At 73.4% G+C, this 26,734-nt stretch carries 20 protein-coding genes; 3 read left to right on the plus strand and 17 right to left on the minus strand.

What is annotated here, in order from left to right:
* Positions 1 to 105 precede the first annotated feature (105 nt).
* Positions 106 to 1,506, minus strand: coding sequence for a replication-associated recombination protein A (locus ABD241_RS17475; protein ID WP_344065704.1), 1,401 nt, complete (start codon positions 1,504 to 1,506; stop codon positions 106 to 108).
* Between the two features lie 20 nt (positions 1,507 to 1,526).
* Here ABD241_RS17475 and ABD241_RS17480 point away from each other — a divergent pair, with 20 nt between their 5' ends.
* Both ABD241_RS17480 and ABD241_RS17485 read left to right on the plus strand, forming a co-directional pair.
* The gene (locus ABD241_RS17480) at positions 1,527 to 3,722 is read left to right on the plus strand and encodes an MMPL family transporter (protein WP_344065637.1); all 2,196 of its coding nucleotides are present in this window, start codon (positions 1,527 to 1,529) and stop codon (positions 3,720 to 3,722) included.
* Entirely contained in the window at positions 3,719 to 4,495 is a 777-nt protein-coding gene (locus ABD241_RS17485; protein WP_344065640.1) for a GNAT family N-acetyltransferase, read from the plus strand. The genes ABD241_RS17480 and ABD241_RS17485 overlap by 4 nt, the downstream gene beginning before the upstream one ends.
* A 99-nt stretch (positions 4,496 to 4,594) precedes the next feature.
* On the opposite strand, the gene ABD241_RS17490 is transcribed toward ABD241_RS17485, so the two are convergent.
* Positions 4,595 to 6,319 (minus strand): peptide-N4-asparagine amidase, encoded by a 1,725-nt coding sequence (locus ABD241_RS17490; RefSeq protein ID WP_344065643.1) that lies wholly within the window; start codon positions 6,317 to 6,319, stop codon positions 4,595 to 4,597.
* A gap of 149 nt (positions 6,320 to 6,468) precedes the next feature.
* A complete protein-coding gene (gene aspS, locus ABD241_RS17495) occupies positions 6,469 to 8,298 on the minus strand; it encodes an aspartate--tRNA ligase (RefSeq protein ID WP_344065646.1) in 1,830 nt (609 codons plus the stop codon).
* A gap of 422 nt (positions 8,299 to 8,720) precedes the next feature.
* Here aspS and helR point away from each other — a divergent pair, with 422 nt between their 5' ends.
* Positions 8,721 to 10,859, plus strand: a complete 2,139-nt coding sequence (helR, locus tag ABD241_RS17500) for an RNA polymerase recycling motor ATPase HelR (RefSeq protein WP_344065707.1) — start codon at positions 8,721 to 8,723, stop codon at positions 10,857 to 10,859.
* An 18-nt stretch (positions 10,860 to 10,877) separates the two neighbouring features.
* Here the strand turns inward: helR and ABD241_RS17505 are convergent, their stop codons facing one another.
* Genes ABD241_RS17505 through ABD241_RS17570 form a run of 14 tightly spaced genes read right to left on the minus strand, consistent with a single transcriptional unit; the run spans position 10,878 to position 25,633 of the window.
* A complete protein-coding gene (locus ABD241_RS17505; protein ID WP_344065649.1) occupies positions 10,878 to 11,291 on the minus strand; it encodes a YchJ family protein in 414 nt (137 codons plus the stop codon).
* Positions 11,288 to 11,962, minus strand: a complete 675-nt coding sequence (locus ABD241_RS17510; RefSeq protein ID WP_344065651.1) for an NUDIX domain-containing protein — start codon at positions 11,960 to 11,962, stop codon at positions 11,288 to 11,290. Before ABD241_RS17510 ends, ABD241_RS17505 begins: the two co-directional genes overlap by 4 nt.
* A 7-nt stretch (positions 11,963 to 11,969) precedes the next feature.
* Positions 11,970 to 13,757 carry a CTP synthase gene (pyrG, locus tag ABD241_RS17515; RefSeq protein WP_344065654.1) on the minus strand — a complete coding sequence of 596 codons (1,788 nt, stop codon included), beginning with the start codon at positions 13,755 to 13,757 and terminating at the stop codon, positions 11,970 to 11,972.
* An 11-nt stretch (positions 13,758 to 13,768) separates the two neighbouring features.
* Entirely contained in the window at positions 13,769 to 14,989 is a 1,221-nt protein-coding gene (locus ABD241_RS17520) for a glycosyltransferase family 4 protein (RefSeq protein WP_344065657.1), read from the minus strand.
* Complete coding sequence (gene murJ / locus ABD241_RS17525) at positions 14,986 to 16,728, minus strand: murein biosynthesis integral membrane protein MurJ (protein ID WP_344065660.1); 1,743 nt, start codon at positions 16,726 to 16,728, stop codon at positions 14,986 to 14,988. The genes ABD241_RS17520 and murJ overlap by 4 nt, the downstream gene beginning before the upstream one ends.
* The gene (locus tag ABD241_RS17530; RefSeq protein ID WP_344065663.1) at positions 16,725 to 17,645 is read right to left on the minus strand and encodes a hypothetical protein; all 921 of its coding nucleotides are present in this window, start codon (positions 17,643 to 17,645) and stop codon (positions 16,725 to 16,727) included. The genes murJ and ABD241_RS17530 overlap by 4 nt, the downstream gene beginning before the upstream one ends.
* Complete coding sequence (locus tag ABD241_RS17535) at positions 17,642 to 18,586, minus strand: copper transporter (protein ID WP_344065666.1); 945 nt, start codon at positions 18,584 to 18,586, stop codon at positions 17,642 to 17,644. The genes ABD241_RS17530 and ABD241_RS17535 overlap by 4 nt, the downstream gene beginning before the upstream one ends.
* Positions 18,583 to 19,764 carry a putative cytokinetic ring protein SteA gene (steA, locus tag ABD241_RS17540; RefSeq protein WP_344065668.1) on the minus strand — a complete coding sequence of 394 codons (1,182 nt, stop codon included), beginning with the start codon at positions 19,762 to 19,764 and terminating at the stop codon, positions 18,583 to 18,585. The genes ABD241_RS17535 and steA overlap by 4 nt, the downstream gene beginning before the upstream one ends.
* 26 nt (positions 19,765 to 19,790) lie before the next feature.
* The gene (gene recN, locus ABD241_RS17545; protein WP_344065671.1) at positions 19,791 to 21,569 is read right to left on the minus strand and encodes a DNA repair protein RecN; all 1,779 of its coding nucleotides are present in this window, start codon (positions 21,567 to 21,569) and stop codon (positions 19,791 to 19,793) included.
* Between the two features lie 9 nt (positions 21,570 to 21,578).
* Positions 21,579 to 22,583 carry an NAD kinase gene (locus ABD241_RS17550; protein WP_344065674.1) on the minus strand — a complete coding sequence of 335 codons (1,005 nt, stop codon included), beginning with the start codon at positions 22,581 to 22,583 and terminating at the stop codon, positions 21,579 to 21,581.
* Positions 22,580 to 23,380: a TlyA family RNA methyltransferase gene (locus tag ABD241_RS17555; RefSeq protein WP_344065677.1), complete on the minus strand. Its 801-nt coding sequence runs from the start codon at positions 23,378 to 23,380 to the stop codon at positions 22,580 to 22,582. The genes ABD241_RS17550 and ABD241_RS17555 overlap by 4 nt, the downstream gene beginning before the upstream one ends.
* Positions 23,377 to 23,670 (minus strand): hypothetical protein, encoded by a 294-nt coding sequence (locus ABD241_RS17560; protein WP_344065680.1) that lies wholly within the window; start codon positions 23,668 to 23,670, stop codon positions 23,377 to 23,379. The genes ABD241_RS17555 and ABD241_RS17560 overlap by 4 nt, the downstream gene beginning before the upstream one ends.
* A gap of 44 nt (positions 23,671 to 23,714) precedes the next feature.
* The gene (locus ABD241_RS17565; RefSeq protein ID WP_344065683.1) at positions 23,715 to 24,872 is read right to left on the minus strand and encodes an HAD-IIA family hydrolase; all 1,158 of its coding nucleotides are present in this window, start codon (positions 24,870 to 24,872) and stop codon (positions 23,715 to 23,717) included.
* Between the two features lie 29 nt (positions 24,873 to 24,901).
* The gene (locus ABD241_RS17570; protein WP_344065686.1) at positions 24,902 to 25,633 is read right to left on the minus strand and encodes a tetratricopeptide repeat protein; all 732 of its coding nucleotides are present in this window, start codon (positions 25,631 to 25,633) and stop codon (positions 24,902 to 24,904) included.
* Between the last annotated feature and the right edge of the window lie 1,101 nt (positions 25,634 to 26,734).

Raw genomic sequence — 26,734 nt, forward strand, 5'->3', positions numbered from 1 at the left:
ACAATCCCGACGTCCAAGCACCGAGATACGCATGGATGACAAATCGTTACCGAGCGCCATGTTGTGCCGCACAATGTCCGTCGGCACCTACAGGGGTCGAAACATTCACTGTCGCCGCGTGCGTCCCAGCCGTCCCGAGAGCCACTCCCACCGGGTCCGCAGGCGCTCCTCGAAGCCCCGGTCCGTCGGTCGGTAGTAGCTGACGCCGTCGTGCAGGTCGTCCGGGAGGTACTGCTGGGCCGCGACCCCGTCGGGCTCGTCGTGCGCGTACACGTAGCCCTTGCCGTGACCCAGCCGTTCGGCGCCGGCGTAGCCGCTCCCGCGCAGGTGTGCGGGCACGACGCCACCGCGCCCTGCGCGTACGTCGGCGATCGCCTCGTTGATCCCGAGGTATGCCGCGTTGGACTTGGGCGCCAACGCGTTGTGCACGACCGCCTGGGCGAGGATGATCCGCGCCTCCGGCATCCCGATCTGCGCCACGGCGTGCATCGCGGCCACCGCCGTCTGCAGCGCCGTCGGGTCGCCCATGCCGACGTCCTCGCTGGCCGAGATGACGATGCGGCGGGCGATGAACCGGGGGTCCTCCCCCGCCTCCAGCATGCGCGCGAGGTAGTGCAGGGCGGCGTCGACGTCGCTGCCGCGCATCGACTTGATCAGGGCGCTCGCGACGTCGTAGTGCTGGTCGCCGGCGCGGTCGTAGCGTACTGCCGCCTGCGCCACCGCCTGCTCGACGTGGGCCAGGGTGATCTCGACCGGCTCGTCCGAGAGCCTTCCGGCCGGCTGGGCGTCGAGGGCGACACCGGCGGCTGCCTCCAGCGAGGTCAGGGCCCGCCGGGCGTCCCCACCGGCGATCCGTACGAGGTGGTCGACCGCGTCCGGGGCCAGCGTGTGCTCGCCGGCGAAGCCGCGCTCGTCGACGAGCGCCGCGGCCAGCAGGTCGGCGATCTCCTCGTCGGAGAGCGACTCCAGGGTCACGAGGACCGAGCGAGACAGCAGGGGGGAGATGATGCTGAACGACGGGTTCTCGGTGGTCGCGGCGACGAGGATGACCGTGCGGTTCTCCACCCCGGGCAGCAGCGCGTCCTGCTGGGCCTTGGTGAAGCGGTGGATCTCGTCGAGGAAGAGCACCGTCTGACGGCTGTAGAGGTCGCGTTCCCGGACGGCCGCCTCCATGACCGAGCGCACGTCCTTGACCCCGGCCGTCACGGCCGACAGCTCGACGAAGCGACGGTCCGCAGCCGTGGCGACGAGGTGCGCCAGCGTCGTCTTGCCCGTGCCCGGCGGCCCCCAGAGGATCGCCGACAGCGGGCCCGCCGCACCCCCGGAGCCCTCGATGAGCCGTCGGAGCGGACTGCCGGGCCGCAGCACCTTCGCCTGGCCCCGGACCTCGTCCAGCGAGCGGGGGCGCATCCGCACGGCGAGGGGCGCGACGCCGGCCGCCGCCGGCTGCTCGCCGCGCTCGGCTGCAGAGGCCGCTCCGAAGAGGTCTCCCGGGCTGTTCGACATCACTGTGGAAGGCTAACCGTGTGCAGAACCACCCACCGGCCGGCCCGACGCCGCGCACCCGCCTCGCCCGGCTCGGCGGAGCGATCGCCCGCTACCCCCGCACCTGGGTGGCCGTCTGGGCCGTCGTCGCGGCAGCCTGCTTCGCCGTCGCGGTCGGCGGGGTCACCGGCGAGTCCCTCTTCGAGCGCCTCCACTCGGGAGCGCCGACCGTCGAGTCCGAGTCCTCCCACGCCCAGGACGTCATCGCCCTGAGCCAGCCGGCCCTCCAGACGCTGACGATGCAGGTCACCGGCGCCGATCTCACCGACCCGGCGACGGTGGCCAAGGGCGCGGCGGCGACGCAGGAGCTCGCTCGTGTGCCCGGCGTCAGGAGCGTGCGCTCCCCACTGCTCTCCCCCGCGGGCGTCACCGACCCCAGGACCGCCTTCCTGCTGAAGGGAGGGTCGCCCGCTGCCGGCGGCTTCGTCACGGTCGTCGACTTCGAGCCCGGGCTCGACAAGGCCGCACAGGACACCGCCGAGGCGCAGGCCGAGCAGAAGCTCCTCGCGGTCCCGGCCGCGATGGGAGCCCAGGGGACGCTCGGCAGCACCAGCAAGGTGATCAAGGCGATCACCAGCACGGTCGAGCGTGACCTGCTCCGCGGCGAGGGCATCGCCCTGCCGCTCACCTTCCTCGTGATGTTCTTCGTCTTCGCCGGCTTCGTCGCCGCCGGTATGCCGGTCGTGGGAGCCCTGGTGTCCATCGGTGGCGCCCTGCTGTCGCTGTTCGCCTTCTCGCACCTGGTCGAGCTCGACGCGACCGTGGTCAACATCGTGACGCTGCTCGGCCTCGGCCTCTCCATCGACTACGGCCTGCTGACGGTGAGCCGGTTCCGGGAGGAGCTCGCGCACCGCCGGCACGACATGCCGACCGCTGAGGAGGTGGCCATCGCTGCGGAGCGCACCGTCGCGACCGCCGGCCGCACGGTGCTCTTCTCCGGGCTCACCGTGGCCATCGCCCTCGCCGGGCTGCTCATCTTCGAGGCCTCGATCATGCGGGCGATCGGCGTGGCCGGCGTCAGCGTCGTCCTCGTCGCGATGGTCGTGGCCATCACACTCGTCCCCGCTCTGTGCGTGCTGGGCGCAAAACGCCTGGCACGCAAGGCCGTCGAGCGCCCGTCCGACGTCGGGTTCTTCTCGAGGCTGGCCGACGCGGTTCAGGGCAGGCCGGTTCTGGTCATCGTCGGGGTCGTCGCCGTCCTCGTGCTCCTCGCGCTCCCGACCCTGTCGATGCGGCTCACCTCCTCCGGCACGGAGCTGCTGCCCAAGGACGCGGCGCAGCGGGTCTTCTTCGAGCAGCTGAACCGCGACTACCCCACGCTGTCGGCCCCCGAGGTGACCGTCGTGGCCGCCTCGCCCGACACGGCGGCGGTGACCTCCTGGGCGCAGCAGTTCAAGGGCGGTGCCGGTGTGGAGAGCGTGACGGTCCAACCGCTCGGCAAGGACCACCAACGCGTCGACATGAGGGTCGCCGGACGCCCGACGTCGAACGACGCACAGGACCTCGTGAGCCGGGTCCGCAGCACCGACGCGCCCTTCGAGACGATGACCACCGGTCAGGCGGCCGGCCAGATCGACTTCCTCGACTCCATGGCGGCACGCGCTCCGTATGCCGTGGGCCTCGTCGTGCTCGGCACCTTCGTCCTGCTCTTCCTCATGACCGGGTCGGTGGTCATGCCGGTCAAGGCGCTGCTCCTGAACGTGATCTCCCTCGGAGCCGCCCTCGGCGTCGTCGTGTGGATCTTCCAGGAGGGTCACGTCGAGGGGCTGCTCAACTTCTCGTCGGTCGGGGCGGTCGAGTCGATGGTCCCCTTCCTCGTGCTGGCCTTCGGGTTCGGACTCTCGATGGACTACGAGGTCTTCCTGCTGTCCCGGATCGTCGAGTTCCACCGCCAGGGCGTCGAGAACGACCGCGCCGTCTCGCTCGGCCTGCAGCGCACCGGACGCATCATCACCTCGGCGGCCCTGCTCATCGTCATCGTCTTCGCCGGCTTCGTCGCCGGCGACATCCTCATCATCAAGCAGATGGGCCTCGCGCTCGTGGCAGCCGTCGTCATCGACGCGACGCTCGTGCGCATGCTGCTCGTGCCCGCGACGATGACCCTGCTCGGCCGGTGGAACTGGTGGGCGCCCGCGCCGCTGCGACGCCTGCACGACCGCTTCGGGATCACCGAGTGAGGGCCGGAGGCAACGACCTCGTCACCGGTCACGGCCTGCGCGAGCTGCTGCGTGTCACGGGCACGCACCCCTTCGTGCGGTGGGAGGTGACCGACGACCTGGCCGACACGTGGTGGGCGGCAGGGGACGCCGTGGCCTTCCAGAGGACGCGCAAGAACGTGCGGCGCATCGTCAACGTCATGGGCACCGACGACGGTGTCACCTCGCTGCTGAACCACCTGCCCGCGATCGCCGCGACGGTCTCCCCCGAGCGACGCGCCTTCTCCGTGAGCGTCCCCCAGCACCTGGAACCGCGGCTGCGCGAGCGGTACCGCGTGCTCGACGGGGGCGACTGGGAGTGGTTCCACACCACGACGGCACCGGACGAGCACCCGTCGCACGAGCGGGTGGTGCCGCTCGACGACGTCGCACGCGCCGCCGAGGTGCGGTGCTTCCTCGAGGCCCACTCCCCCACCGCCGACACGGAGCCGGGGCAGGGTGAGCGGTGGTTCGCGGTCGAGGAGCCCGACGGGTCGCTCGCGGCCGTGGCCGCCTGGGGCACCACCCGCGCCGGCGCTCCCCACCTGTCGTCGGTCGCGGTGGACACGCGGCTGCGCGGTCGCGGTCTCGGGCGGACCATCGTCGGCGCGGTCACCCGGCAGGCGGTGGCCGAGGCCGGGGTCTGCACCCTGGGCATGTACTCCCACAACGACGTCGGGCGCGGCCTCTACCGGTCGCTCGGCTACGAGGCGCTCTGCAAGTGGTCGAGTCGCCCCGTCGTCATCGAGCGCTGAGCCGCCGGCTCGACCGGGACTCCGCGGCGAGGGCCCCGGCACCGTGGAGGGCTGTCGCCGATGGGACGGCGGCAACCCTCCACGCCCTCGCCCCCGGGCTCAGCCGACGGTGTCGAGCACGAACACGCCGTTGACCGAGTGCAGCCGGCGCTGGTAGCCGGTGGTCTGCCGGCCCAGGCGCGTCTCGGTCACCGTGGCGTGGGCGCTCGTGTCGGCGGTCGCGTGCCGCTGGTCACGCGGCACCCCGTAGATCCAGCTGGCCCGTCCCGCGTACTCGGAGGTCTCCGAGCGGCTGGAGAGCCGCGCCCCACCGCGGGTCAGCGCGCCGTCCTCGCGCCACGTGATGGCGATGTCGCCCGTGACGTCGTAGGCGCCGTCGGTGCCCGCGCGGGGGTGGAACCCCAGGAGTCCGTCCTTGTCCCAACGGTGCGCGGTGCGCTCGACGGTCGGCGTGCCGTTGCCGTGGCGGGTGGCGACCGTCTGCGTGTCGGTCCACGAGGCGGTGAGCCGGTCGTCGGCCTCGGCGTCGGTCCACGTGTGCCGCGAGGTGTTCACCAGCTCGCGCGACACGGTGGTCGTGACCGGTCCTCGGGATGTCACGAGCGTTCCGGTGACCTCGAACCGGCGCGTCGCGTCGAGGTCCACCCGACCGGCCTGGTCGCCCGTGCCGGACACCGTGCTCGTCACGGCCGGCTCTCCTCCGGACGTCGCTCCCGTCGTGCCCGTGACGACGTCGCGGCCCTGGTCACGCCACACCCGGAACCGCGGCGCAAGGGTCCAACCCCCTTGCCCCGCAGGCAGACCCACGACCGAGAGCCGGACCTCGTGGGCGCGTCCGTCGTTGAGCCGGCCGAGGTACGGGGTCAGGTCGTAGCCGAGCGCCGGGATGTCGAACGCCTTGGGCGAGGGGATGGTGTACCAGAGGAACGGGTTGCTCCAGCCGCCGGTGTAGACCACCGGGTAGGGGGCTGCGACACCGGCGAGCTGCCCGTCGATGCGCACGTCCACCTCGCGGTACGGCAGTCCGTCGGGGCAGGAGTAGCCGGTCGAGGCGGGAGCGCTCGTGTCCCAGAACTCCTCACAGCCGCCGCCCGAACCGGTGGCGAAGACGTCGGCGAGCAGCCGCGTCGAGTTGCGCGGGACGGTCAAGGCCCCGACGAGGTCGCCGCCCTGCCGGGTGGCACTCGTGAGGGGCAGCACCTCGTCGGAGGTCGGCGCTGCCGGGGCGCCGCGTCCCGTCGTGTAGAAGTCGAGGTCGACCGTGACGTGGATGACGCCGGTGTAGGTCTCGTTGACGACGTTGCCGATGGACATCTGGACCTGCTGCGGCTCGGCGAGCAGCGGGGCCAGCTCCGTGACGTCCTTCTCGACGTGCCACCGTATGCCGTCCGCGCTCGGCTCCGGGGTGGACAGGGTCAGCATCCGGACCCCTCCGACGTCGAGGTGGCCGAGCCGGTCGAACTGGCGTCCGGCGACCGAGCCGGTGAGGCGCATGACGACCTTGGACCACGGGCCGGCGCACCCGGCAGGCGGGGTGAAGGAGCTGGTGTGGACGTCGAAGTCGGCGAAGGCGTCGTCGACGACCCGGACGGTGCAGTGCCGCGTGCCCGGCACGGTGACCGGCGCCTCGGGGGTGCGCGGGTCGTCCCAGTCGGTGCCGAACTCCGCCGGCGGGCTCGTGGCGGTGGACGCCGCTGCGGGGTTCCCGAAGCCGGCGGTGGCCGGGACGGCGGCCGGACGTGCCGAGGCTGCGGTGGCGCCCGTCAGGGCCAGGACCGCGCCGACGAGCGCAGCGGTGACGGGTCGCAGACGAGGGATGCGCATGCCACCGACGCTAGGACGGCAGAGGTCAAGGTAGGGCAAAGCAGAAGGCCGCTGACGGCATACGGAAGCGACAGGGCAGCCCGTCGGCACACGGCAGAGGGCCGCCGTCACGCACGTGACGACAGCCCTCTGCCGAGGAACGTCTCCGGTCAGCTGCGGACCGGGCTGACCTCCGGGGCACCCTGCGGGGCAGGCGCGGAGGCGGCCGGCTTGGCGTCGACGCCGGCCTCCTTGCGCTGCTCGGGCGTGATGGGCGCGGGCGCCGCCGTCAGCGGGTCGTAGCCGCCACCGGACTTCGGGAAGGCGATGACGTCGCGGATCGAGTCGGTGTGCGCGAGCAGGGAGACGATGCGGTCCCAGCCGAAGGCGATGCCGCCGTGCGGCGGGGCGCCGAAGGCGAAGGCGTCGAGCAGGAAGCCGAACTTCTCCTGGGCCTCCTCGTCGGAGATACCCATGACCTTGAACACCCGCTCCTGCACGTCGCGCTGGTGGATACGGATGGAGCCGCCGCCGATCTCGTTGCCGTTGCAGACGATGTCGTACGCGTAGGCCAGCGCCGAGCCGGGGTCGGAGTCGAAGGTGTCGAGGAACTCTGGCTTCGGCGAGGTGAAGGCGTGGTGGACGGCCGTCCAGGCGCTGTAGCCGAGGGCGACGTCACCGGAGGCCGTGGCGTCGGCGGCCGACTCGAAGAGGGGTGCGTCGACGACCCACAGGAAGCTCCACGCGTCCTCGTCGATGAGGCCGCAGCGGCGGCCGATCTCGAGGCGCGCGGCGCCGAGCAGCGCACGCGAGGCCTTGGCGGTGCCGGCGGCGAAGAAGATGCAGTCGCCGGGCTGCGCACCGACGTGTGCGGCGAGGCCGGTGCGCTCGGCGTCGGTGAGGTTCTTGGCCACCGGGCCGCCGAGCTCGCCGTCCTCCTGGACGAGGACGTACGCGAGGCCGCGGGCGCCGCGCTGCTTGGCCCACTCCTGCCAGGCGTCGAGCTGCTTGCGCGGCTGGCTCGCCCCACCCGGCATGACGACGGCGCCGACGTACTCGGACTGGAAGACGCGGAAGGTCGTGTCCTTGAAGTAGTCGGTGCACTCGACGAGCTCGTTGCCGAAACGCAGGTCGGGCTTGTCGGAGCCGTAGCGGGCCATCGCCTCGGCGTAGGTCATCCGCTGGAACGGTGCCTCGAGCTCGACGCCGATGAGCCGCCACAGCGCCGAGACGATCGCCTCGCCGAGCTCGATGATGTCGTCCTGGTCGACGAAGCTCATCTCGATGTCGAGCTGGGTGAACTCGGGCTGGCGGTCGGCGCGGAAGTCCTCGTCGCGGTAGCAGCGGGCGATCTGGTAGTAGCGCTCCATGCCGGCGACCATGAGCAGCTGCTTGAACAGCTGGGGGCTCTGGGGCAGGGCGTACCAGGAGCCGGGGGCCAGGCGCGCCGGCACGAGGAAGTCGCGGGCGCCCTCGGGGGTGGACCGGGTCAGGGTCGGCGTCTCGATCTCGACGAAGTCCCGGGCGCCGAGCACGGCGCGGGCAGCGGCGTTGACCTTCGAGCGCAGCCGGATCGCGGCGCCGGCCGAGCTGGCGCCGGGGCGGCGCAGGTCGAGGTAGCGGTGCTTGAGCCGCGCCTCCTCGCCCACCGTGACGCGCTCGTCGATCTGGAAGGGCAGCGGGGCGCTCGGGTTGAGCACCTCGAGCCGCTCGACGATGACCTCGATCTCACCGGTCGGCAGGTCCGGGTTGGCGTTGCCCTCGGGGCGCAGGCGCACCTCGCCCGTCACCTTCACGCAGTACTCGTTGCGCACCTCGTGGGCACCGCCCTCGGCGAGCACCTCGTCGCGCGCCACGACCTGGGCCACGCCGGACGCGTCGCGCAGGTCGAGGAAGGCGACCCCGCCGTGGTCTCGACGCCGGGCCACCCAACCGGTGAGGGTGACGGTCTGGCCTGCGTGGTCGGCACGGAGTGTGCCGGCCTCGTGAGTGCGGAGCACGGAGGGTCCTTTCGGGACGTGGATCGGGTGGCAGGAGTGGCTGGGCCACCGGGTGGCGCTGGGTGGGCGCCGGACGCCCGAGCGCGGTCGGCCACGGCACCGAGGACCAATCCTAGACCGCCCGCGCCGAGGCTCTTCGCCGCCCGCGTTCCCGCAGGGAGACCCCGGCGGGCTCTGGGGTCACCGCGTCGTGAGTCGCAAGGCGGGTCACTGGCGTACGGGCCAGCAGGCGAGGCGAGCCGATGGAAGCTCGGGCGTGCCGCCGGGGTCCGAGCGCAGGTGGGGACGGGAGGCACCTCGCCTTCCACTTTCAACGTATAACGCACCGGGGGTCTTGCGGCAAGAGCCCCCTCGTCCTCGAGAATTCCGGGCTCGAGCCGATCTCTCGGTCGCGCGACCTGATGGGAGCCTGTGTGAACCCGATGACCACCGACGCCTTCGACCTGCCACCAGCCCTCGCCCACAAGGCCGACCCTGCCCTCGTCGCGGAGGACGAGGAGCAGTTCGCCGCCATCGCGCGCAGTCTCGCGCAGACGACGGCCGTGCTCTCCGACCGGCTCGACGCGGTGCGCCGTGCTCCGGCCGGTCACGGCCAGACGGCTCTCGAGCGCGACCAGGAGGTGCACCGCCTGAGCGCCCGGCTGCGCACCCTCCGCCGGTTCGGCCTCGACCTCACCCTCGGCCGCATGGTCGCGTCCGACGGCGGCGAGCGGGTCTACGTCGGCCGTCTGGGCCTGACTGACGAGGACGGCCGTCGCCTCCTCGTCGACTGGCGCTCCCCCGCCGCCGAACCGTTCTTCGGCGCCACCCACGCCGACCCGATGGGCCTGGCGAGCCGGCGTCGCTACCGCTGGAGCCGCGGCCGCGTCGTCGACTACTGGGACGAGGTGTTCAGGCCCGAGGCCCTCACGAGCACGGCCACTCTCGACGAGGAGTCTGCCTTCCTCGCGAGCCTCGGCGCCGAGCGCTCCGACCGCATGCGCGACGTCCTGGGCACCATCGCCGCCGACCAGGACGCGATCGTGCGGGCCGGATCAGGAGGGGCGCTCGTCGTCGACGGAGGACCCGGCACGGGCAAGACGGTCGTGGCGCTGCACCGGACGGCATACCTGCTCTACTCCGACCCGCGTCTCGGGCACCGCCGCGGCGGCGTGCTCTTCGTCGGCCCGCACGAGGGCTACCTCGCCTACGTCTCCGACGTGCTGCCGAGCCTGGGCGAGGAGGGAGTACGCACGTGCACGGTGCGAGACCTCGTGCCCGAGGGCGCCCGCGCAGTCGAGGAGACCGACCCCGAGGTGGCGCGGCTCAAGGCCTCGCTGCACCTCGTCGACGCCATCGAGCCGGCCGTTGCGCTCTACGAGGAGCCGCCCACGGAGGTCGTCGAGGTCACGACGCCGTGGGCCGAGCTGCGGGTGACCGCCGAGGACTGGGCGACCGCGTTCGAGGCGCCGCCGCCCGGAACGCCGCACAACGAGGCGCGCGACGTCATCTGGGACGAGCTGCTCGCCATCCTCGTCGAACGTCACGACGACGAGGAGGCGACACCCGGCCAGGTCAGGGCCGCCCTCGAGCGCGACCGCGAGCTGCGCTCGGTCCTGCACCGTGCCTGGCCGATGCTCGAGGCGACCGATCTCGTCGGCGACCTGTGGTCCGTCCCCGCGTACCTCCGACGGTGTGCGCCCGAGCTCACCGTCGAGCAGGTGCGCCTGCTGCGTCGACCTGAGGGGTCGCCGTGGACGGTCAGCGACCTGCCCCTCATCGACGCGGCGCGTCACCGCCTCGGCGACGCGGGGGCGTCGGCGCGCCGCAGGCGGCAGGAGGCAGCCGTGGCCGCGGAGCGCGAGGAGCGCGCCAAGGTCATCGACCACCTCATCGAGCACGACGACTCGGAGATGCGCCTGATGTCGATGCTGCGTGGCACGGACCTGCAGGGCGCCCTGGACGCGGACGTCCCCCTGGCGAACGACGTCGACGTGCTCGCCGGCCCGTTCGCCCACCTCGTCGTGGACGAGGCGCAGGAGCTCACCGACGCGGAGTGGCAGATGCTCCTGCGGCGGTGCCCGAGCCGCAGCCTGACCATCGTCGGTGACCGCGCACAGGCGCGGCACGGCTTCCCGGAGTCGTGGGACGACCGCCTGGCCCGCCTGGGCCTCGACCACGTGACGCTGGCCTCGCTGACCATCAACTACCGCACTCCCGAGGAGGTCATGGCCGTGGCCGAGCCGGTCATCCGCGCGGCCCTGCCCGACGCCAACGTCCCGGTCTCGGTCCGTTCGAGCGGCATCCCGGTCCGGACCGGGACGGTGAGCGAGCTGGACGAGGTGGTCGGCATCTGGCTCGCCCGGCATGCCGAGGGCGTCGTCTGCGTCGTCGGCTGCCCGTCCTTCGCCCCGCCGGCGAGGGTCCACTCCCTCACCCCGTCGCTGACGAAAGGGCTCGAGTTCGACCTGGTCGTTCTCGTCGACCCGGCCGCCTTCGGTCCGGGGATCGAGGGCGCGGTCGACCGCTACGTCGCGATGACCCGCGCCACCCGCGAGCTCGTCGTGCTCACGGGCGCATGACGTCGCGCAGACCAGGGCTCAGCGGTGCTCGCCGCCGACGTAGACCCACCGTCCGGCCCGCCGGGCGAAGCTGCTGACCTCGTGCAGGCGACCCGAGGTGCCATCCCGGTCCACCCAGGTCGCGACGAACTCGACCACGCCGTCTGCGTCGTCGGGGCCGCCGCGGTCGGTCCGCACGACGTCGAGCCCGGTCCAGCGCACGGCCGGCTCGAGCCCCAGCCGCTCCGGCCGCGTCCGTGGGTGCCAGGTGCGCAGCAGGTACGCCTCGTCCGCCACGGCGAACGCGGTGTACCGCGAGCGCATCAGCGCCTCGGCCGTCTCCGCGCGACGCTCGCCCGCGAGCAGCGGGCCGCAGCACACGGCATACGCCAGCAGGGAGCCGCACGGGCACGCCCCGGCGGGCGTGGCCGCGCCGAACGCCTCGCCGCTCACCCGCGGGCGCGCTGCGCCTCGCGGGCCGGCCACGCCGCGTCGCGGTCGCGCAGCGTCGACCAGCCCCGGGCGCGCGAGAGACCCGCGCTCAGCAGACCGACGAGCGTCGCGGAGTTGCTGATGCGCCCTGCGAGTGCCGCGTCGACGGCGTCGTCGAGCGGAACCCACAGCGGGCGCAGGGAGAGCTCCTCGGCCGTGCGCTCGTGGGCGTCCTCCTCCTCGACGTCCCGCAGCCCCCGGGCCAGGAAGATGCGCACCGTCTCGGGGAAGGCCCCGGGCGAGGTGACGTCGTCGGCGAGGACGTGCCACTCGTCGGCGATGAGGTCGACCTCCTCGGCGAGCTCGCGCGCGGCGGCCTCCCACGGGGGCTCGCCGTCGACGTCGAGCAGGCCGGCCGGCAGCTCCCACACGTGGGCGCCGGTCGCGTGGCGGTACTGCCTGATCATCAGCACGTGGTCGACGCCGTCGAGCTCGCGCAGGGCGAGCACGGCGACGGCCCCGGGGTGGGTGACGTAGTCACGCGTGACCACGCCACCCTCCCCGAGGTCGACGCGGTCACGCACGACGTCGAAGATGATCCCCTCGAACGGAGTCGACGACTCGAGGACCGGCTCGGACGTCCAGTCCTCGACGAGGTCGGCTCCCGTGCCGCGGGGCGCGTCGAGGCTCACCTGCGGCTCAGGCGTCGTCCGACGCCGAGGGCGCGCCGGCAGACGTGACGGTGGCGTATGCGTCGTGGCGGTCGGCCTCCCCCGCCTCGTTCGCTGCCCTCCCGGCGTCGACGGCGTCGACGGCGGCACGGTGGCGCTCCACCTCGACGAGGCGCTCGCTGCGGCGGCGCTCCAGGGCGGCCCCGACGAGGCCCGCGAAGAGCGGGTGCGCGCGGTTGGGGCGCGAGAGGAACTCCGGGTGGGCCTGCGTGGACACGTAGTACGGGTGCACCTCCCGCGGCAGCTCGACGAACTCGACGAGGGTTCCGTCCGGGGACGTGCCCGAGAAGACGAGCCCCGCCTTCTCGAGGTCGGCGCGGTAGGCGTTGTTGACCTCGTAGCGGTGGCGGTGGCGCTCCTTGACCTCGGCCGCGCCGTAGGCCTCGCGGATGACGCTGCCCTCCTTGAGGGCCGCCGGGTAGAGGCCGAGGCGCATCGTGCCGCCCAGGTCGCCGGCCCCCTCGACGAAGGCCTTCTGCTCCTCCATCGTCGCGATGACCGGGTGCGCCGTCTCCGGGTCGAACTCGGTCGAGCTCGCGTCGGCGTTGCCGAGCACGGTGCGGGCGTACTCGATGACCATGCACTGCAGGCCCAGGCAGATGCCGAGCGTGGGGACCTGCTTCTCACGGGCCCACGTCAGGGCGCCGAGCTTGCCCTCGATGCCGCGCACGCCGAAGCCGCCGGGCACGAGGACCGCGTCCACGCCGCCGAGGGCCTTCTGGGCGCCGGCCGGGGTCTGGCACTCGTCGCTGGCGACCCAGCGGATCTTGACCTTGGCGTCGTGGTGGAACCCTCCGGCGCGCAGGGCCTCGGTGACCGAGAGGTAGGCGTCGGGCAGGTCGATGTACTTGCCGACGAGGGCGACCTCGATGTGGTGCTCGGGGTCGTGCACGCGCTGCAGGAGCTGGTCCCACTCGGTCCAGTCGACGTCGCGGAACTTCAGCCCGAGGCGGCGGATGACGTAGGCGTCGAGGCCCTCGCGGTGCAGCACCTTGGGGATGTCGTAGATGCTCGGCGCGTCGACGCAGGCTGCGACGGCCGCGACGTCCACATCGCACATGAGCGAGATCTTGCGCTTGATCGGCTCGGGGATCTCGCGGTCTGCGCGCAGCACGAGCCCGTCGGGCTGGATACCCACCTGGCGCAGCGCGGCCACGGAGTGCTGCGTCGGCTTCGTCTTGAGCTCGCCGCTCGGTGCGAGGTAGGGCACGAGCGAGACGTGGAGGAAGAAGCTGTTGTCGCGGCCGATGAGGTGGCGCACCTGGCGGGCGGCCTCGAGGAAGGGCAGCGACTCGATGTCGCCGACGGTGCCGCCGATCTCGGTGATGATGACGTCCGGGGCGTCCGGTGCCCCGGTCGCGAGGGCGCGCATGCGGGCGACGATCTCGTTGGTGATGTGCGGGATGACCTGGACCGTGTCGCCGAGGTACTCGCCGCGGCGCTCCTTGGCGATGACGTTGTTGTAGACCTGGCCGGTCGTGACGTTCGCTGCGCCGACGAGGTTGACGTCGAGGAACCGCTCGTAGTGGCCGATGTCGAGGTCGGTCTCGGCGCCGTCGTCGGTCACGAAGACCTCGCCGTGCTGGAACGGGTTCATCGTTCCCGGGTCCACGTTGATGTAGGGGTCGAGCTTCTGCATCGTGACCCGCAGGCCTCGCGATCGCAGAAGTCGTCCGAGGCTGGATGCCGTGAGGCCCTTGCCGAGAGAGGAGGCAACGCCCCCGGTCACAAAGATGTGCTTCGTCGTTTCCACCACGGGCTTCAACTCTACGTCATGCCGAGAGGGTCCGCTGCGTAGCGCTCCACCCATCGGCGCGCCTCGTCGAGCGGTGTGGGCCAGGACGCGGCGAGGGAGCGTGCATGGCGGCCCATCCGGTGCCGAGCCGCGGGGTCCGCGAGGAGGCTGTCGACCTCCGCGACGACGGCCACCGGTTCGCCAACGGGGACAAGGCAACCCGCGTCTCCGAGGAGACCGGGCAGTCCGCCGGTGCGGGTCGCCACGACGGGCAGCCCCGCCGCCATCGCCTCCTGGACGACGAGCGCCCGGGCCTCCCACCGGCTCGTCAGCACGAAGACGTCGGCGGCGCGCAACCAGTCCCGGACGTCGGTGCGTGCCCCGACGAAGCGGACGTCCGCGCCCGTCCCGTCCCCGTGCCGTATGCCGTCCGCCTCCAGCTCCAGCTGCGCGCGCAGGCGCTCGTCCCCGTCGCCGACGACCACCCACGTCGCGCGCACCCGGGACCGGCGTGCGGCCGCGACGAGCGTCGGCAGGTCCTTCTGCGGCGCGACCCGCGCCACGGTCAGCACGAGCGGCTGCGCCGTGGGAAGGCCGGCGCTCGCGAGCAGCCGTTCGCGCTCGAGCGGTCGGAGCGGCTCGGTGCGCAGCAGGTCGGCGACGGCGGGCGAGGGCACCAGCGCGAGCTCGGCCCGGCGCGCTCCGAGGGCTGCGGCGAGCTCGACGAGGTCGGGGCTCGCGCCGGTCACGAGCTGCGCCCGGCGTATCGCCCAGCTCAGCAGGGACCGCGTCGCGGACGACCGGGCCCGCGCCCCGGGTGACGTCTGCGCAGCCGACGGCTGCGCCCGCGCCCCGGCCGTGAACGGTGCCGGGAACGGGACCGAGAAGGGCCCTGCTGCCTCTGCGACGCCCGGGAGGTCGTTGTGCAAAGACACGAACAGCCGGGGCCGGGGCCGCGCGCGGGCGACCGCGACGGCCGCGACCACGGCAGCCTGGTGACCGTGCGCGTGCACGACGTCCACGGTGCCGGCGAGCCGCATCACGCGGTGCCAGTCGAGCAGCCCCAGCGGGGCCCGAACGCCGTCGTGGACCGGCCACAGACGGTGGGCGTCGTCCCAGCCGAAGGCGGCCGCGGTCGACGCTGCCGTCACGACCTCCACGTGGTGGCCCAGCTCGCGAAGGTCGGTGACGAGACGGTCGACGTGCGCGCCGATGCCGCCCGTGGCCCGGCCGAGGACCATGAGGACCCTCACGGCCGCACCCGCGCCGCGGTCTGGGAGCGGCGCGGCCGTCGGGTCAGCCGCCGCAGGAGCGACGGGTCGACGGCCAGGGCGAGTCCGACCATCACCGTCAGGGCGAGGAGACCGACGCCGACGCCGACGACCACGATCGAGCCGAGCGAGGTCCCGATGCCGCGGACCGTCAGCCAGGAGGCCACGCCACGCCCTGCGAGCGCGGCTGCGGCCGAGCCTGCCAGGGCCCCCAGCAGCGGACGCGGCGGCACCGCCAGGGCGCTGGGGCCCCACGCGCGACCGACGAGCACGGCGAGCAGGACAGCGGCGAGCACGAGCCCGATCGAGGACCCGGCTGCGAGAGCGCGCACGGTGTCCGGGCCTCCGGCGCCCTCGGGGGCGAGGACGAGCAGCGGGAACACCAGCGTGGCCAGCCAACCGGTGGCAGCCAGACCGCCCGCCACGAGTGGCGAGCCGTGGACGTAGGACGCCCTCGTCAGCAGGCCGACGACTCCGAGCGCGGCCACCGACGGCGCGAAGAGCGTCACCGCGTCCCCCATGGCCGCGAGCGTCTCGGCCGAGGCGTCGGAGGCCGAGCCCACGTCCAGGGCGGAGAAGAACGCCCCGACCGGGACGGCCACCGCGACGAGCAGGGCCGCCCCGAACAGGCCGACGACCAGCGTCGCGAGCCAGGCCTGGCGCAGCGTGCGCACGGCCCCCTCCGGCTGAGCGGGCGCGTCGTCGCCCCATGCCGTCGTGGCCGCGACCGTATCCGCGACCGTCTCGGCGACCCCTTCGCCGGCGGCGTGCTGGCGAGCGAGCGAGGGGAAGGCCGCGGTGGCGAGCGGCACGGCGAGGACGGCATACGGCAGCAAGGTGACGGCCTGGGCATAGGTGTAGACGTTGAGCGTGCCGGCACCCCCGCGGTCGTTGGCGAGTCGGATGACGACCAACGTGGCGACCTGCTGGCCGGCGACGGCGAGCAGCCCGGAGACCGCCAGCACCCGCACGCGTCGGCCCACGCCGTCGGGAAAGCGCAGGGTCGGCCGCAGCCGCACGCCGGCGCGTCGCACGGGCACGAGCAGCGGCAGGGCCAGGGCCAGCACCCCGAGGGTCGTGCCGATGCCGAGCAGGAGCAGGGCGGCGTGCGGCACGTCGGCGATCTCCGCCGCCGGATCAGGCACCAGCGCGCGGTAGCCGACGTAGGTCGCGATGACCGCCAGGCTCGAGAGCAGGGGCGCGAGGGCCGGTCCGCTGAAGCGGTGGTGGGCCTGCAGCACGCCGGCCAGGACGATGGCGACCCCGTAGAGCGGGATCTGCACGGCGAAGACGCGCAGCAGCTCGGCGCCGAGCCGGACCTCGCCGGCGCACCCTGTCCCGAGGAGCGCGCTCGCGATCGGCGTGGCCGCGAGGGCGACGACCGCACCCAGCGGGACCAGCACCAGGACGGCCCACGTCAGCAGGGCCGAGGCGGTCACATCGGCATGGGAGCGGTCCCCGCGCCCGAGAGCACCCGCGACGAGCGGGACGGCGACGGCAGCGAGCACTCCGCCGGCCGCGATCTCGAAGAGGACGTTGGGCACGGCGTTGACCGACTGGTAGACGCTGCCGACGCACGTGGCGCCGACCGAGTGCGAGAACACGAACCAGCGCCCGAAGCCGACGATGCGGGCCAGCAGCGTGATCACCGCGATGCTGCCGGCCGCGGCGAACAGCCTTCGGGAGGTGAGGTGCCCGTGGGGTGCAGCCGGCTCGCTCACCGCACCTCCCGGCCCCACTCGTCGACACGGCGCAGCACCGCGTTCCCCTCGATGACCTTGGTGAAGCTGACGCGCTCCGAGGCGAGGGTGAGGGCTGCCAGGGCGGCGAGCGCCACCGCCCGGCCGGCCAGCCCGGTGCGCTCGACGAGGGCCAGCCCGAGGAGCGCGCCGGCGGCGTTGGCCCCGGTGTCCCCGAGCATCGAGGTCGCCTGCAGGTCGGCGCGGAGCAGGCCGAGCGAGGAACCCACCGCCGCCGCGCCAGCCGTCGTGCCCGCGAGCGGCAGGCCGGAGGCGATGGTGACCTTCAGCGCCCGCCCCGGGCGCAGGTCGAAGAGGTTGACGACGTTGGCGGCCCCGGCGACGACGGCGCCGCCCACCAGGACGGACAGCGGGCGTATGCCGCTGGGCCGAGCCCCGGCCGCGTCGTCGGTGCGTGCCGTGGCGAGGTCACGGACGGCGACGCCGAGCACCCCGCAGGCCCCGAGGCCGACGATCTTGACGGCCCCTGTGGTGACCTCGCCGCGGGCGAGCGCGCCGAGGTGGCCCCTGAGGCCCTTGTCGGCGCCTCCCCCGGCCAGGTCGTCGAAGGCCCCGAGCGCGCCCGCTCCCACGGCCACGAGAGTCGTCGCGGTGCGGGCCCAGCCCGACCCTCCGGCGGTCGTGCCTGGCCTGCGGCCGGGCTCTCGGCCCAGGGCGCCGGCCGCCGCCGCACCCAGGACGGCGCCGCCGACCCAAGCGGGCCCTTGGAGGAGGGTGACGGCCCGTCCGGCGTGGTTGACCCGCTCCCACGGGCCTCGGGCGGCGGCCGGCAGGCGTCGGGAGAGGCGCAGCAGGCCCCAAGATCCCCCGGTCGCGAGCGCGGCGGCGACCAGGGACGACGCCGCGGCTGTGCGCGCGCGGCTGCGCGGTGACGTCACGGAAGGACCCGCGGCAGCTTGGCCGTGGCGCCCGATGCGATGCCGTAGTGCCCGATGCGCTCGTCGAGGGCGTCCTCGACGGCGAGGACCACGACGGCGGGGCCGTTGCCCGCGGCGGCGTGGTCGACCGTGGCCACCGCGGCCGCGGTGTCGGGCTTCTCGCGCACGGCCTGCACCGCGTTGGAGGTGGCCGGCTGTCCGGCGGCGGCCAGCGTCTCACCACCCGCGACCACCGTCGCTCGGGTGGAGGCGGCGAGGGCCGCCACGAGGGTCCGGACGGCGTCCGACCGCTGGCTCACGCCCGCCTCCGAGCCGGCATAGTCGGCCGAGACGACGAGGGCGATGTCGGCGGGGGGCAGGTCGGTGACCGTGCTGTCGAGGAGGTTCGCGTCGAGGAGCACCTTGAGCGCGGCCGTGCGCTTCGGCGAGGTCGGGGCGGCGGTCGTCGAGACGCCGAGGCTGGTGAGCACCTCGACGAGCAGGGCGTCGCCCGAGGCCGTGGACGCGACCCCCAGTGCGGCCGCGGCCGCGCGAGCCGCGGTGGCCCGGTCAGCCGCCTGGGTGGGGTCGAACCAGTCCTGGCTGAGCGAGAGCGTCCCGGTCAGCGCGGCGCCGCTCTGGGTGGCGACCGTCTCCATGCTGCGGACCATGGAGGTGTCGGCGGAGGGCATGGCGACGACGACCACGCGGTGGCCCGTCAGGCGCCCGCGGACGACCCGCTCCTGCACGGCCGAGGCGTACTCGTCCGACGCGTCGACGAGCTTCTCGCTCGTGCTCAGCTTGTCGTTGAGGGACTGCTTCTCGGTGCGCAGCGCGGCCACCTGCTCGCCCAGCTGGTCACCGAGGTTGGCCTGCAGCGGGCCCGCCCCGAGCACGATGCCGACGGCGAGGGCGAGGAAGATCGAGATGATCGAGACGAGGTGGTAGCGGAAGTCGATCATGTGACGATCCCGACGATGGCGGTCCACACGTCGTCCCAGCGGGCCGCGAAGACCTGCAGCCAGGCCTGCCCCGCCGGCGTCGACGCGAGCGCGGCGAAGAGCGCGAGCATGCCGACGAGGAGCATCGTCACGAGCAGCCGGCCGGGGATGCGGGCACGGTAGAGCTGGCTCACGCCCTTGGCGTCGACGAGCTTGCCGCCCACGCGCAGCCGGGTCAGGAAGGTCGAGGCCTGCCCGTCGCGGCCCTTGTCGAGGAACTCCACGAGGGTGACGTGGGTGCCGACGGCGACGATGAGCTCGGCTCCGGAGTCGTCCGCGAGCAGCATGGCGACGTCCTCGCTCGTCCCGGCCGCGGGGAAGACGACGGGGGTGATCCCGAGCGCCTCGACGCGGGCAAGCCCGGGAGCTCGCCCGTCGCGGTAGGCGTGCACGACGATCTCGGCGCCGCAACGCAGGGCACGGTCGGACACCGAGTCCATGTCGCCGACGATGAGGTCGGGCCGGTGGCCCGCCTCGAGGATGGCGTCGGCTCCGCCGTCGACCCCGACGAGCACCGGGCGGTACTCGCGGATGTAGGGCCGCAGCGCCTCGAGGTCCTCGCGGTAGTGGTAGCCCCGCACGACGATGAGGCAGTGCCGGCCGTCGATCTCGGTGTCGATCGGCGGCACCCCGACGCCGTCGAGGAGCAGGTCGCGTTCCTTGCGGATGAACTCCATCGTGTTGGTGGCGAACGCCTCGATCTGCACCGCCAGGCCGGCACGCGCCTCGTGCATCTGGGCCCGCACCGCCTCGGCGTCGAGCGGGGTGCCGGTGGCGACGTGCCGCTCCCCCGACCACAGCTCGGGGCCGTCGAGACGCAGGGGCTCGCCGTCCGTCAGCCTCATGACCTCGGGCCCGGCGTCGTCGAGCACGGGGATGCCGGCATCGACGAGGATCTGGGGGCCAAGGTTGGGGTAGCGCCCGCTGATCGAGGTGCTCGCGTTGACCACAGCAGCTGGTCGCGCCAGGACGAGCGCGTCGGCGCTGACCTTGTCGAGGTCGGAGTGGTCGATCACGGCGACGTCGCCCGGCTGGAGCCGCTTCGTCAGGGTCTTGGTGCGCCGGTCCACGCGAGCGGGCCCGACGACACCCGGACCGGTGCCGCGGGCACGGGGACGACGGTGGATCGGGAAGGCCATGATGCCCCCAATCGTGCCACGTGCGCTCAGCGGACGATCCCGCCGTTCAGGGCGCGCGCGGAGGCGGTCTGCTCGAGCAGGTCACCGGCGTGGGCGAGGCCTGCCTCGGAGTCCGGGTCGCCGCCCATCATCCGCGAGAGCTCGCGCAGCCGGGCCTCCCCCTCCACGGCGGAGACGCTGCTGGAGGTGATGCGTCCGTCGTCGGCCTTGTGCACGACGAGGTGCCGGTCGGCGAAGGCCGCCACCTGCGCGAGGTGCGTGACGACGATGACCTGGGCGTGCTCGGCCAGCGCCGCGAGGCGGGCGCCGACGTCGAGCGCCGCGCGGCCGCCCACGCCGGCGTCGACCTCGTCGAAGACGAAGGTCGGCGGGCCCCCGGACGCCTCCCCGGCGGAGCTGCGTGAGCCGACCACCTCGAGGGCGAGCATGACCCGCGACAGCTCACCTCCGGAGGCCGCACGCGCCACGCTTCGCGGTGCCGCGCCGGCGTTTGCGGCGAGGAGGATCTCGACCTCGTCGATGCCGTGGCGCGAGAGGCGTACGCGTTCGCCGTCGGGCAGCGCGACGCCGTCGGGGTCGGCCCGGCGGCGCACGTCGACCTGCACCACGGCCCTGCCCATCGCCAGGTAGGACAGCTCCTCGGAGACGCGGAGGCCGAACTCCTGCGCTGCGGCGCGTCGGGCGTCGGAGAGGGCGATGGCGGCAGTCGCGACGGCAGCCTCCAACTCGGCCACCTCGGCACCGAGTCGGTCGACCCGGTCGTCGGCGGTGACGAGCTCGTCGAGGCGCGCGGCTGCGCGGCCCGACCACTCGAGCACCTCGTCGACGTTCTCGCCGTACTTGCGCGTGAGGACGCCCAGTGCCGCCCGGCGCTCCTGGACCCAGCCGAGCCGCTCCGGATCCAGGTCGACGTCCTCGAGGTAGGCCGTGAGCTCGGCTCCGAGGTCGGTGACGAGGCTGCCCAGCTCGTGGAGACGCTCGTCGAGGCCCGCCAGCGCCGGGTCGTGCGTGGTCGCCGGGAGCAGGGCCGCTCGCGCGGAGCCGATGAGGTCGCGGACGTTGGGCGCCGGCTCGGCCGCGTAGTCGTCGCCGCTGAGCTCGGCCAACGCGGTCGCTGCGGCGAGCCGCAATGTGTCGGCGTGTGCGAGCCGCTCGTCCTCCGCGCGGAGGATGAGGTCCTCGCCGGGCTGTGGGTCCACCGCCTCGATCTCCTCGAGGGAGCCGGTCAGGGAGTCGATCTCACGGGCGCGTTCGCGCGCCTCGGACACCAGCCGCTCGTGCTCGCGGGCGCACTCGCGCCAACGGTCGTGGAGGTCGGCGACGCGTTCTCGAAGGGCGGTGACCTCGGGGCCGCCGAAGTCGTCGAGGACGGCTCGGTGGGCGTCGCCCTGCTTGAGCCGCCACTGGTCGGCCTGCCCGTGGACCGCCACGAGCATCTGCCCGAGCTCGGCGAGCACGGAGACCGGCGCGGTGCGGCCGCCGACGTGGGCCCGCGAGCGCCCGGTGGCGGCGATGGTGCGGGCGAGCACGAGCTCACCGGCGTCGTGCTCGCCGCCCGCCTCGCCGGCGCGCGTAAGGGCCGGGTGGTCGAGCGGCAGCTGGACGACGCCCTCGACGAAGGCCGAGTCGGAGCCGGTGCGGACGAGGCCCGAGTCGGCCCGCTCGCCGAGCAGCAGGCCCAGGCCGGACACGACCATGGTCTTGCCGGCGCCGGTCTCGCCCGTCAGGACGTTGAGCCCGGGGCTGAGGTCGAGAACGGCGTCGTCGATGACGCCGACGCCGCGGATCCTCATCTGGCTGAACACGCGACCACCCTAGGGCCGAGCACCGTCATCGGCTGCGACGTCGGCTGCCAGGCCGGCTGCCACGTCGGCGCCCACCTCGTCAGCCTCCTCGGCGGCGACGTCGGGGACGGTCGCCCGCTGGCCGTTGCCGCGCCAGCCGGCGACCGAGAGGTTGAACTTCGCGACCAGGCGGTCGGTGAAGGGGGCACTCGTCAGGCGCGCCAGGCGAACGGGACGCAGCCCACGGCGTACCTCGATGCGGGCGCCGGGCGGCAGGTCGACGTGGCGTCGCCCGTCACACCACATCACTCCTGCGCCCTCGGTCGCGGCCTTGATCTCCACGGCGAGGTGGGTGTCGGGTCCCAGGACCAGCGGACGCGCGAACAGCGCGTGGGCAGCGCTCGGCACGAGGAGCATCGCCTGGACCTGCGGCCACACGACCGGTCCGCCGGCGGAGAACGCGTATGCCGTCGAGCCCGTCGGGGTGGACACGATGACGCCGTCGCAACCCATGGTCGACAGCGGGCGACCGTCCACCTCGACGGTGACCTCGAGCATCCGCTCGCGGGCGGCCTTCTCGACGCTGACCTCGTTGAGGGCCCAGCTGCTGGCGACGAGGTCGCCGTGCAGCTTGACGTCGACGTGGAGGGTCATGCGCTCCTCCACGGCGTAGTTGCTCCGGGCGATGTGCTCGACGGTGGCGTCGAGATCGTCACGCTCGGCCTCGGCCAGGAAGCCGACGTGGCCGAGGTTGACCCCGAGCAGGGGCACGTCGACGCTGCGGGCGAACTCCGCGCCACGCAGGATGGTGCCGTCGCCACCGAGCACGACGACGAGGTCACAGCCCTCGGCGACCTGTTCCTCGGTCGAGGAGATGTGGACGCGCGAGCTGTCCTTGAGGTCGAGGGCCTGCGCCTCGTCGGCCTGCAACGACACGTCGATGCCGAGCGCGGTGAGGCGCTGGACGACCCCCTTGGCGACGGTGAGTGCCTCGGGACGCCGTGGGTGGGCCACGAGCAGGATGCGGCGCGTCACTGGTCTCCCTCCGGGTCGATGGCCCCCAGCATGTCATCCACGGTCGTCCCGGACGCGCCCGGGACCGGACGCGGGGCGAGCCAGAAGAGGAACTCCCGGTTGCCGTCTCCTCCGGTGATGGGGCTCGCGGCTGCGCCGTGAAGGTGGAGCCCTTGCTCGACCGCCGTCATCGCCACGTCGCGCAGCACCCGCCGGTGCTCGTGCGGCGACGTCACGACGCCGGTGCGGCTGAGGCGTTCGCGGCCCACCTCGAACTGCGGCTTGACGAGCACGACGAGGTCGCCGCCGTCGTCGACGAGCGGCCGCATCGCCGGGAGGGCGATGCGCAGGGAGATGAAGCTGAGATCCGAGACGACGAGCCCGAAGCGCCCGCCCAAGGAGTCGGCGTCCACGTCACGGATGTTGGTGCCGGGCAGGTCGGTGACGCGGGGGTCGGAGGCGATGGTCTGCACGAGCTGCCCGTGTCCGACGTCGAGGGCCGTGACGTGAGCGGCGCCGCGCTCGAGCAGGACCTGGGTGAACCCACCCGTGCTCGCCCCGACGTCGAGGCAACGCCGGCCCTGCACGTGGATCGGCCAGGTGTCGAGGGCATGGAGCAGCTTGAGCGCAGCCCGCCCGACCCAACGGTCCGGTTCGCGGGTCAGCTGCACGGTGGCGGAGTCGGGGACGGCCAGCGACGGCTTGGCGGCCGGGGTTCCGTCGACGAGGACCACGCCGGCGGTGACGAGCTCGCGGGCCTGGGCCCGCGACCGGGCCAGGCCCCGGGCGACCAGCTCGACGTCGAGGCGACGCGTCACGCGCCACCCAGGCCGCCGAGGCGGCTCTGCAGGCTGCGGTGGGCGTGCTCCCCGGACTCGATGCGCTCGGCGAACGTCGCGGCCTGTGCCTGCGCCAGGCGGGTCATGGCCTCGTCGACGGCCTCGTCGCCGGTGACGGGCGGGGTCGGCGCGGCGGGCACCAGCTCGGGAGCCTCGTCGATGAGCCCTTCGCCCTGCTCGTCGAGCCGCTCGCGGTGTGCGCCGGAGCCGTCCTCGGAGCTGAGGTCGGAGCTGACGTCGTGCCCCTGGGCGTCGCTGTCACCGAACATGTCGTTGCCTCCCGGCAGAGGTGGGTGTGGTCGCTGCGTTCACGCTACCGGTTGGCCACCGACCGCTCGTCGTGGCCGCCGTGGTCGTCGTGGTGGTCGGTGGGCTCCTGGCCACCGGCGAGGAGCTGCTCGACGACGCGGTCGAGGGTGCGAGCCTCGTCACGCAGCCGCGCGGGCGTGGCGCCGGTGTCCCGCGCCTCCAGCAGGGCCGCCAGGCCTGCTCGCACAGTCTCCATGGGCTCACTGCTCCCCTGACGCACGACCAGGCCGGCGTCGGCGTGGGCGACCGCCGCCCGCCCGCACCGCCACTCGTCGCCGACGCGCTGCGGCACGGCATACGGCGCCAGCAGCTCGCCCAGGGCGGCGATGACGTAGGTGGGCGACGACTGCGTCACCACGAGGTCGGAGGGCAGGTCGACACCGGTGAGGACCCATGCGGAGTCGAGGTCCGCCGCCCGGGCACCGTCGATGTCCGTGGCCAGCCGGTCGCCGACGGCCAGGGTGCGAGAGGCGGGGGTGCCCAGGCGGTCCAGGGCGAGCCGGTAGAGGGGCGGATGCGGTTTGCCGACGACGACAGGCCGGCGCCCCGCCGCGACAGCCAGCAGGTCGAGGTAGGCCCCGTTGCCGGGCGACCGACCCCACGGCAGGGGCAGGGTGGCGTCGTCGTTGGTGCCGACCCAGATGGGTCCGAGCGTGAGCAGCCTTGCGGCGATCTCGAAGTCGCCGACCGACACGTTCCGCCCGAAGCCCTGGAGCACCGCCGACACCTCGGCCGCCGGCACAGAGCGCGCGGGCGGGTGCGCCGGCGATCTCATCCCGTCGAAGTCGACGTCTGCCGGCTGGACCGGGACGAGCCCGACGCCGGTCAGTGCCTGCGCGACGCCGGCCCCGCCGAGAGCGAGGACGCGCGCGCCTGCCGGCAGCTCGCCACGGAGCCGAGCCGCGCCGGCCTGCGCGCTCGAGACGACGTCCGCATCCGTTGCGGGAGCCCCGAGGGACGCGAGCTGAGCGGCGACGTCGCCCGCCACCCGAGAGGCGTTGTTCGTCGCATAGACCAGCCGTATGCCGTCGGCGACGAGCCGCTGCAAGGTTTCCGGTGCGCCGGGCACGGCGTCCCCGCCGCGGTAGACGACGCCGTCGAGATCGCAGACGAGACCGTCATAGGCGGCGACGATGGGCTGGCTCGCGGTGCAGGCTGACATGTCGTCTCCGGTCGGTGGCGGTCTGAAGATCAGCGCCCGGGAGCAGACTCCGCGCCGTCCTGGCTGTCCCCGCGCTGCTCGTCGTGCTGCTCGTCGTCGTGCTCGTCCTCGTCGTCGCCGAGGAGGTCGGTGACATCGACGCCGTCGAGCTCCTCGAGCCGCTCTGCCGCATCGGTCGTGAGCTCGTGGTCGGCGTCGGCGGCGCGGGCGAACCAGTCGCGGGCGGCCTCGGGATCGCCGGCGGCCAGCTTGGCGTCGGCGTACGCGTAGAAGAGGCGCGCTGCCGACGGCCGGTTCGGGTTGATGCGACGGACGAGGTCGTTGAGGCCGGCCGCCGCGGCGTCGAGCTGACCGAGGTCGCGTCGGACGCCGGAGACGACGATCGCGAGCTCGACCCGGTCGTCGATCGCGAGGTTGTTGGCCTCTTCGCTCTGTGCGAGCTCCAGCGCCTTGTCGTGGCGCCCGAGAGCTCGCTCGCAGTCGACCATCAGCGGCAGCAGGTGGCTCGAGCCCGACAGCCGGCGCACCGTGCGGAACTCCCCGAGCGCACGAGCCCAGTCACCGAGGCGGTAGGCCACGAGACCGAGGGCCTCCCGGGCGGCAGGGACGCGTCCCGCGCGTCGCACCGCGGTCTCGGCGTGTGCCAGGGCGGCCTCGGGCTCGACGTCGAGCAGCTCGGCGACCATGACCAGGTGCTGGGCGACCCCCTCTGCGTTCTCCTTGGACAGGGTGCGCAGCTGGTTCTTGACGGAACGATCCACCTCGTGGCCCGTGACGCCTTCGCGGATCGCGGGCTCGGGCTTGCGCGGCGACTTGGGCGTCAGGCGAGGTCCACCGCGTCGCTCCTCGTCCTGGCCCCGGCCTGCGCCGCCCCGCGGACGGTCGTCGAAGCGTCGCGGGCCCCGGTCCCCACCGGTCGAGCGGCGATCGTCCGAGCGGTAGCCACCACGGTCCCCACCAGTCGAGCGGCGATCGTCCGAGCGGTACCCACCACGGTCCCCACCCGTGGAACGGCGATCGTCCGAGCGGTACCCACCACGGTCCCCACCCGTGGAACGGCGATCGTCGGAGCGGTAGCCACCACGGTCCCCACCCGTGGAACGGCGATCGTCGGAGCGGTAGCCACCACGGTCCCCACCCGTGGAACGGCGATCGTCGGAGCGGTAGCCACCACGGTCCCCACCGGTCGAGCGGCGGTCGTCGGAGCGGTAGCCACCACGGTCCCCACCGGTCGAGCGGCGGTCGTCCGAGCGGTAGCCACCACGGTCCCCACCGGTCGAGCGGCGGTCGTCCGAGCGGTAGCCACCACGGTCCCCACCGGTCGAGCGACGGTCGTCCGAGCGGTACCCGCCACGGTCCCCACCACGGTCCCCACCAGTCGAGCGACGGTCATCGGAGCGGTACCCGCCACGGTCCCCACCACGGTCCCCGCCAGTCGAGCGACGGTCATCGGAGCGGTACCCGCCACGGTCCCCACCCGTGGAACGGCGGTCGTCGGAGCGGTACCGGCCACGGTCCCCACCCGTGGAGCCACGCGCAGCCGATGAGCCAGGGCGGCCTCCGGAGCGGGGCGCGCCGGAGCTGCGGCCGGACCCGTCCCGCCGCTGCGGCCCCCGCTGACCGCTGCTGTCGTCGCGTCGGTCGCCCCGTCGCTCGTTGCCGTCGTACTCGCTCATGTCCTGCATCCTTCCGCGCCGACCTGCGTCGGCGCCACCTCTCGGTACTAAGCCCGCGAAAAAGAAAGAGCGCCCCAGTCGGATCAATGAAGTTCCGTCTGGGGCGCTCTGACAAAGTGTGTCCGGCTGCGTCCTACTCTCCCACACCGTCACCAGTGCAGTACCATCGGCGCTGAAGGGCTTAGC

Source organism: Terrabacter lapilli (assembly GCF_039531305.1).
Lineage (GTDB): Bacteria > Actinomycetota > Actinomycetes > Actinomycetales > Dermatophilaceae > Terrabacter > Terrabacter lapilli.

Excerpts from the sequence above, each read along its gene's own strand:
- ABD241_RS17475 (WP_344065704.1), bottom strand. The coding sequence starts at position 1,506 with ATGTCGAACAGCCCGGGAGACCTCTTCGGAGCGGCCTCTGCAGCCGAG.
- ABD241_RS17490 (WP_344065643.1), bottom strand. The coding sequence starts at position 6,319 with ATGCGCATCCCTCGTCTGCGACCCGTCACCGCTGCGCTCGTCGGCGCG.
- helR (WP_344065707.1), top strand. The coding sequence starts at position 8,721 with ATGACCACCGACGCCTTCGACCTGCCACCAGCCCTCGCCCACAAGGCC.
- ABD241_RS17535 (WP_344065666.1), bottom strand. The coding sequence starts at position 18,586 with ATGATCGACTTCCGCTACCACCTCGTCTCGATCATCTCGATCTTCCTC.
- steA (WP_344065668.1), bottom strand. The coding sequence starts at position 19,764 with ATGGCCTTCCCGATCCACCGTCGTCCCCGTGCCCGCGGCACCGGTCCG.
- ABD241_RS17560 (WP_344065680.1), bottom strand. The coding sequence starts at position 23,670 with ATGTTCGGTGACAGCGACGCCCAGGGGCACGACGTCAGCTCCGACCTC.
- ABD241_RS17565 (WP_344065683.1), bottom strand. The coding sequence starts at position 24,872 with ATGTCAGCCTGCACCGCGAGCCAGCCCATCGTCGCCGCCTATGACGGT.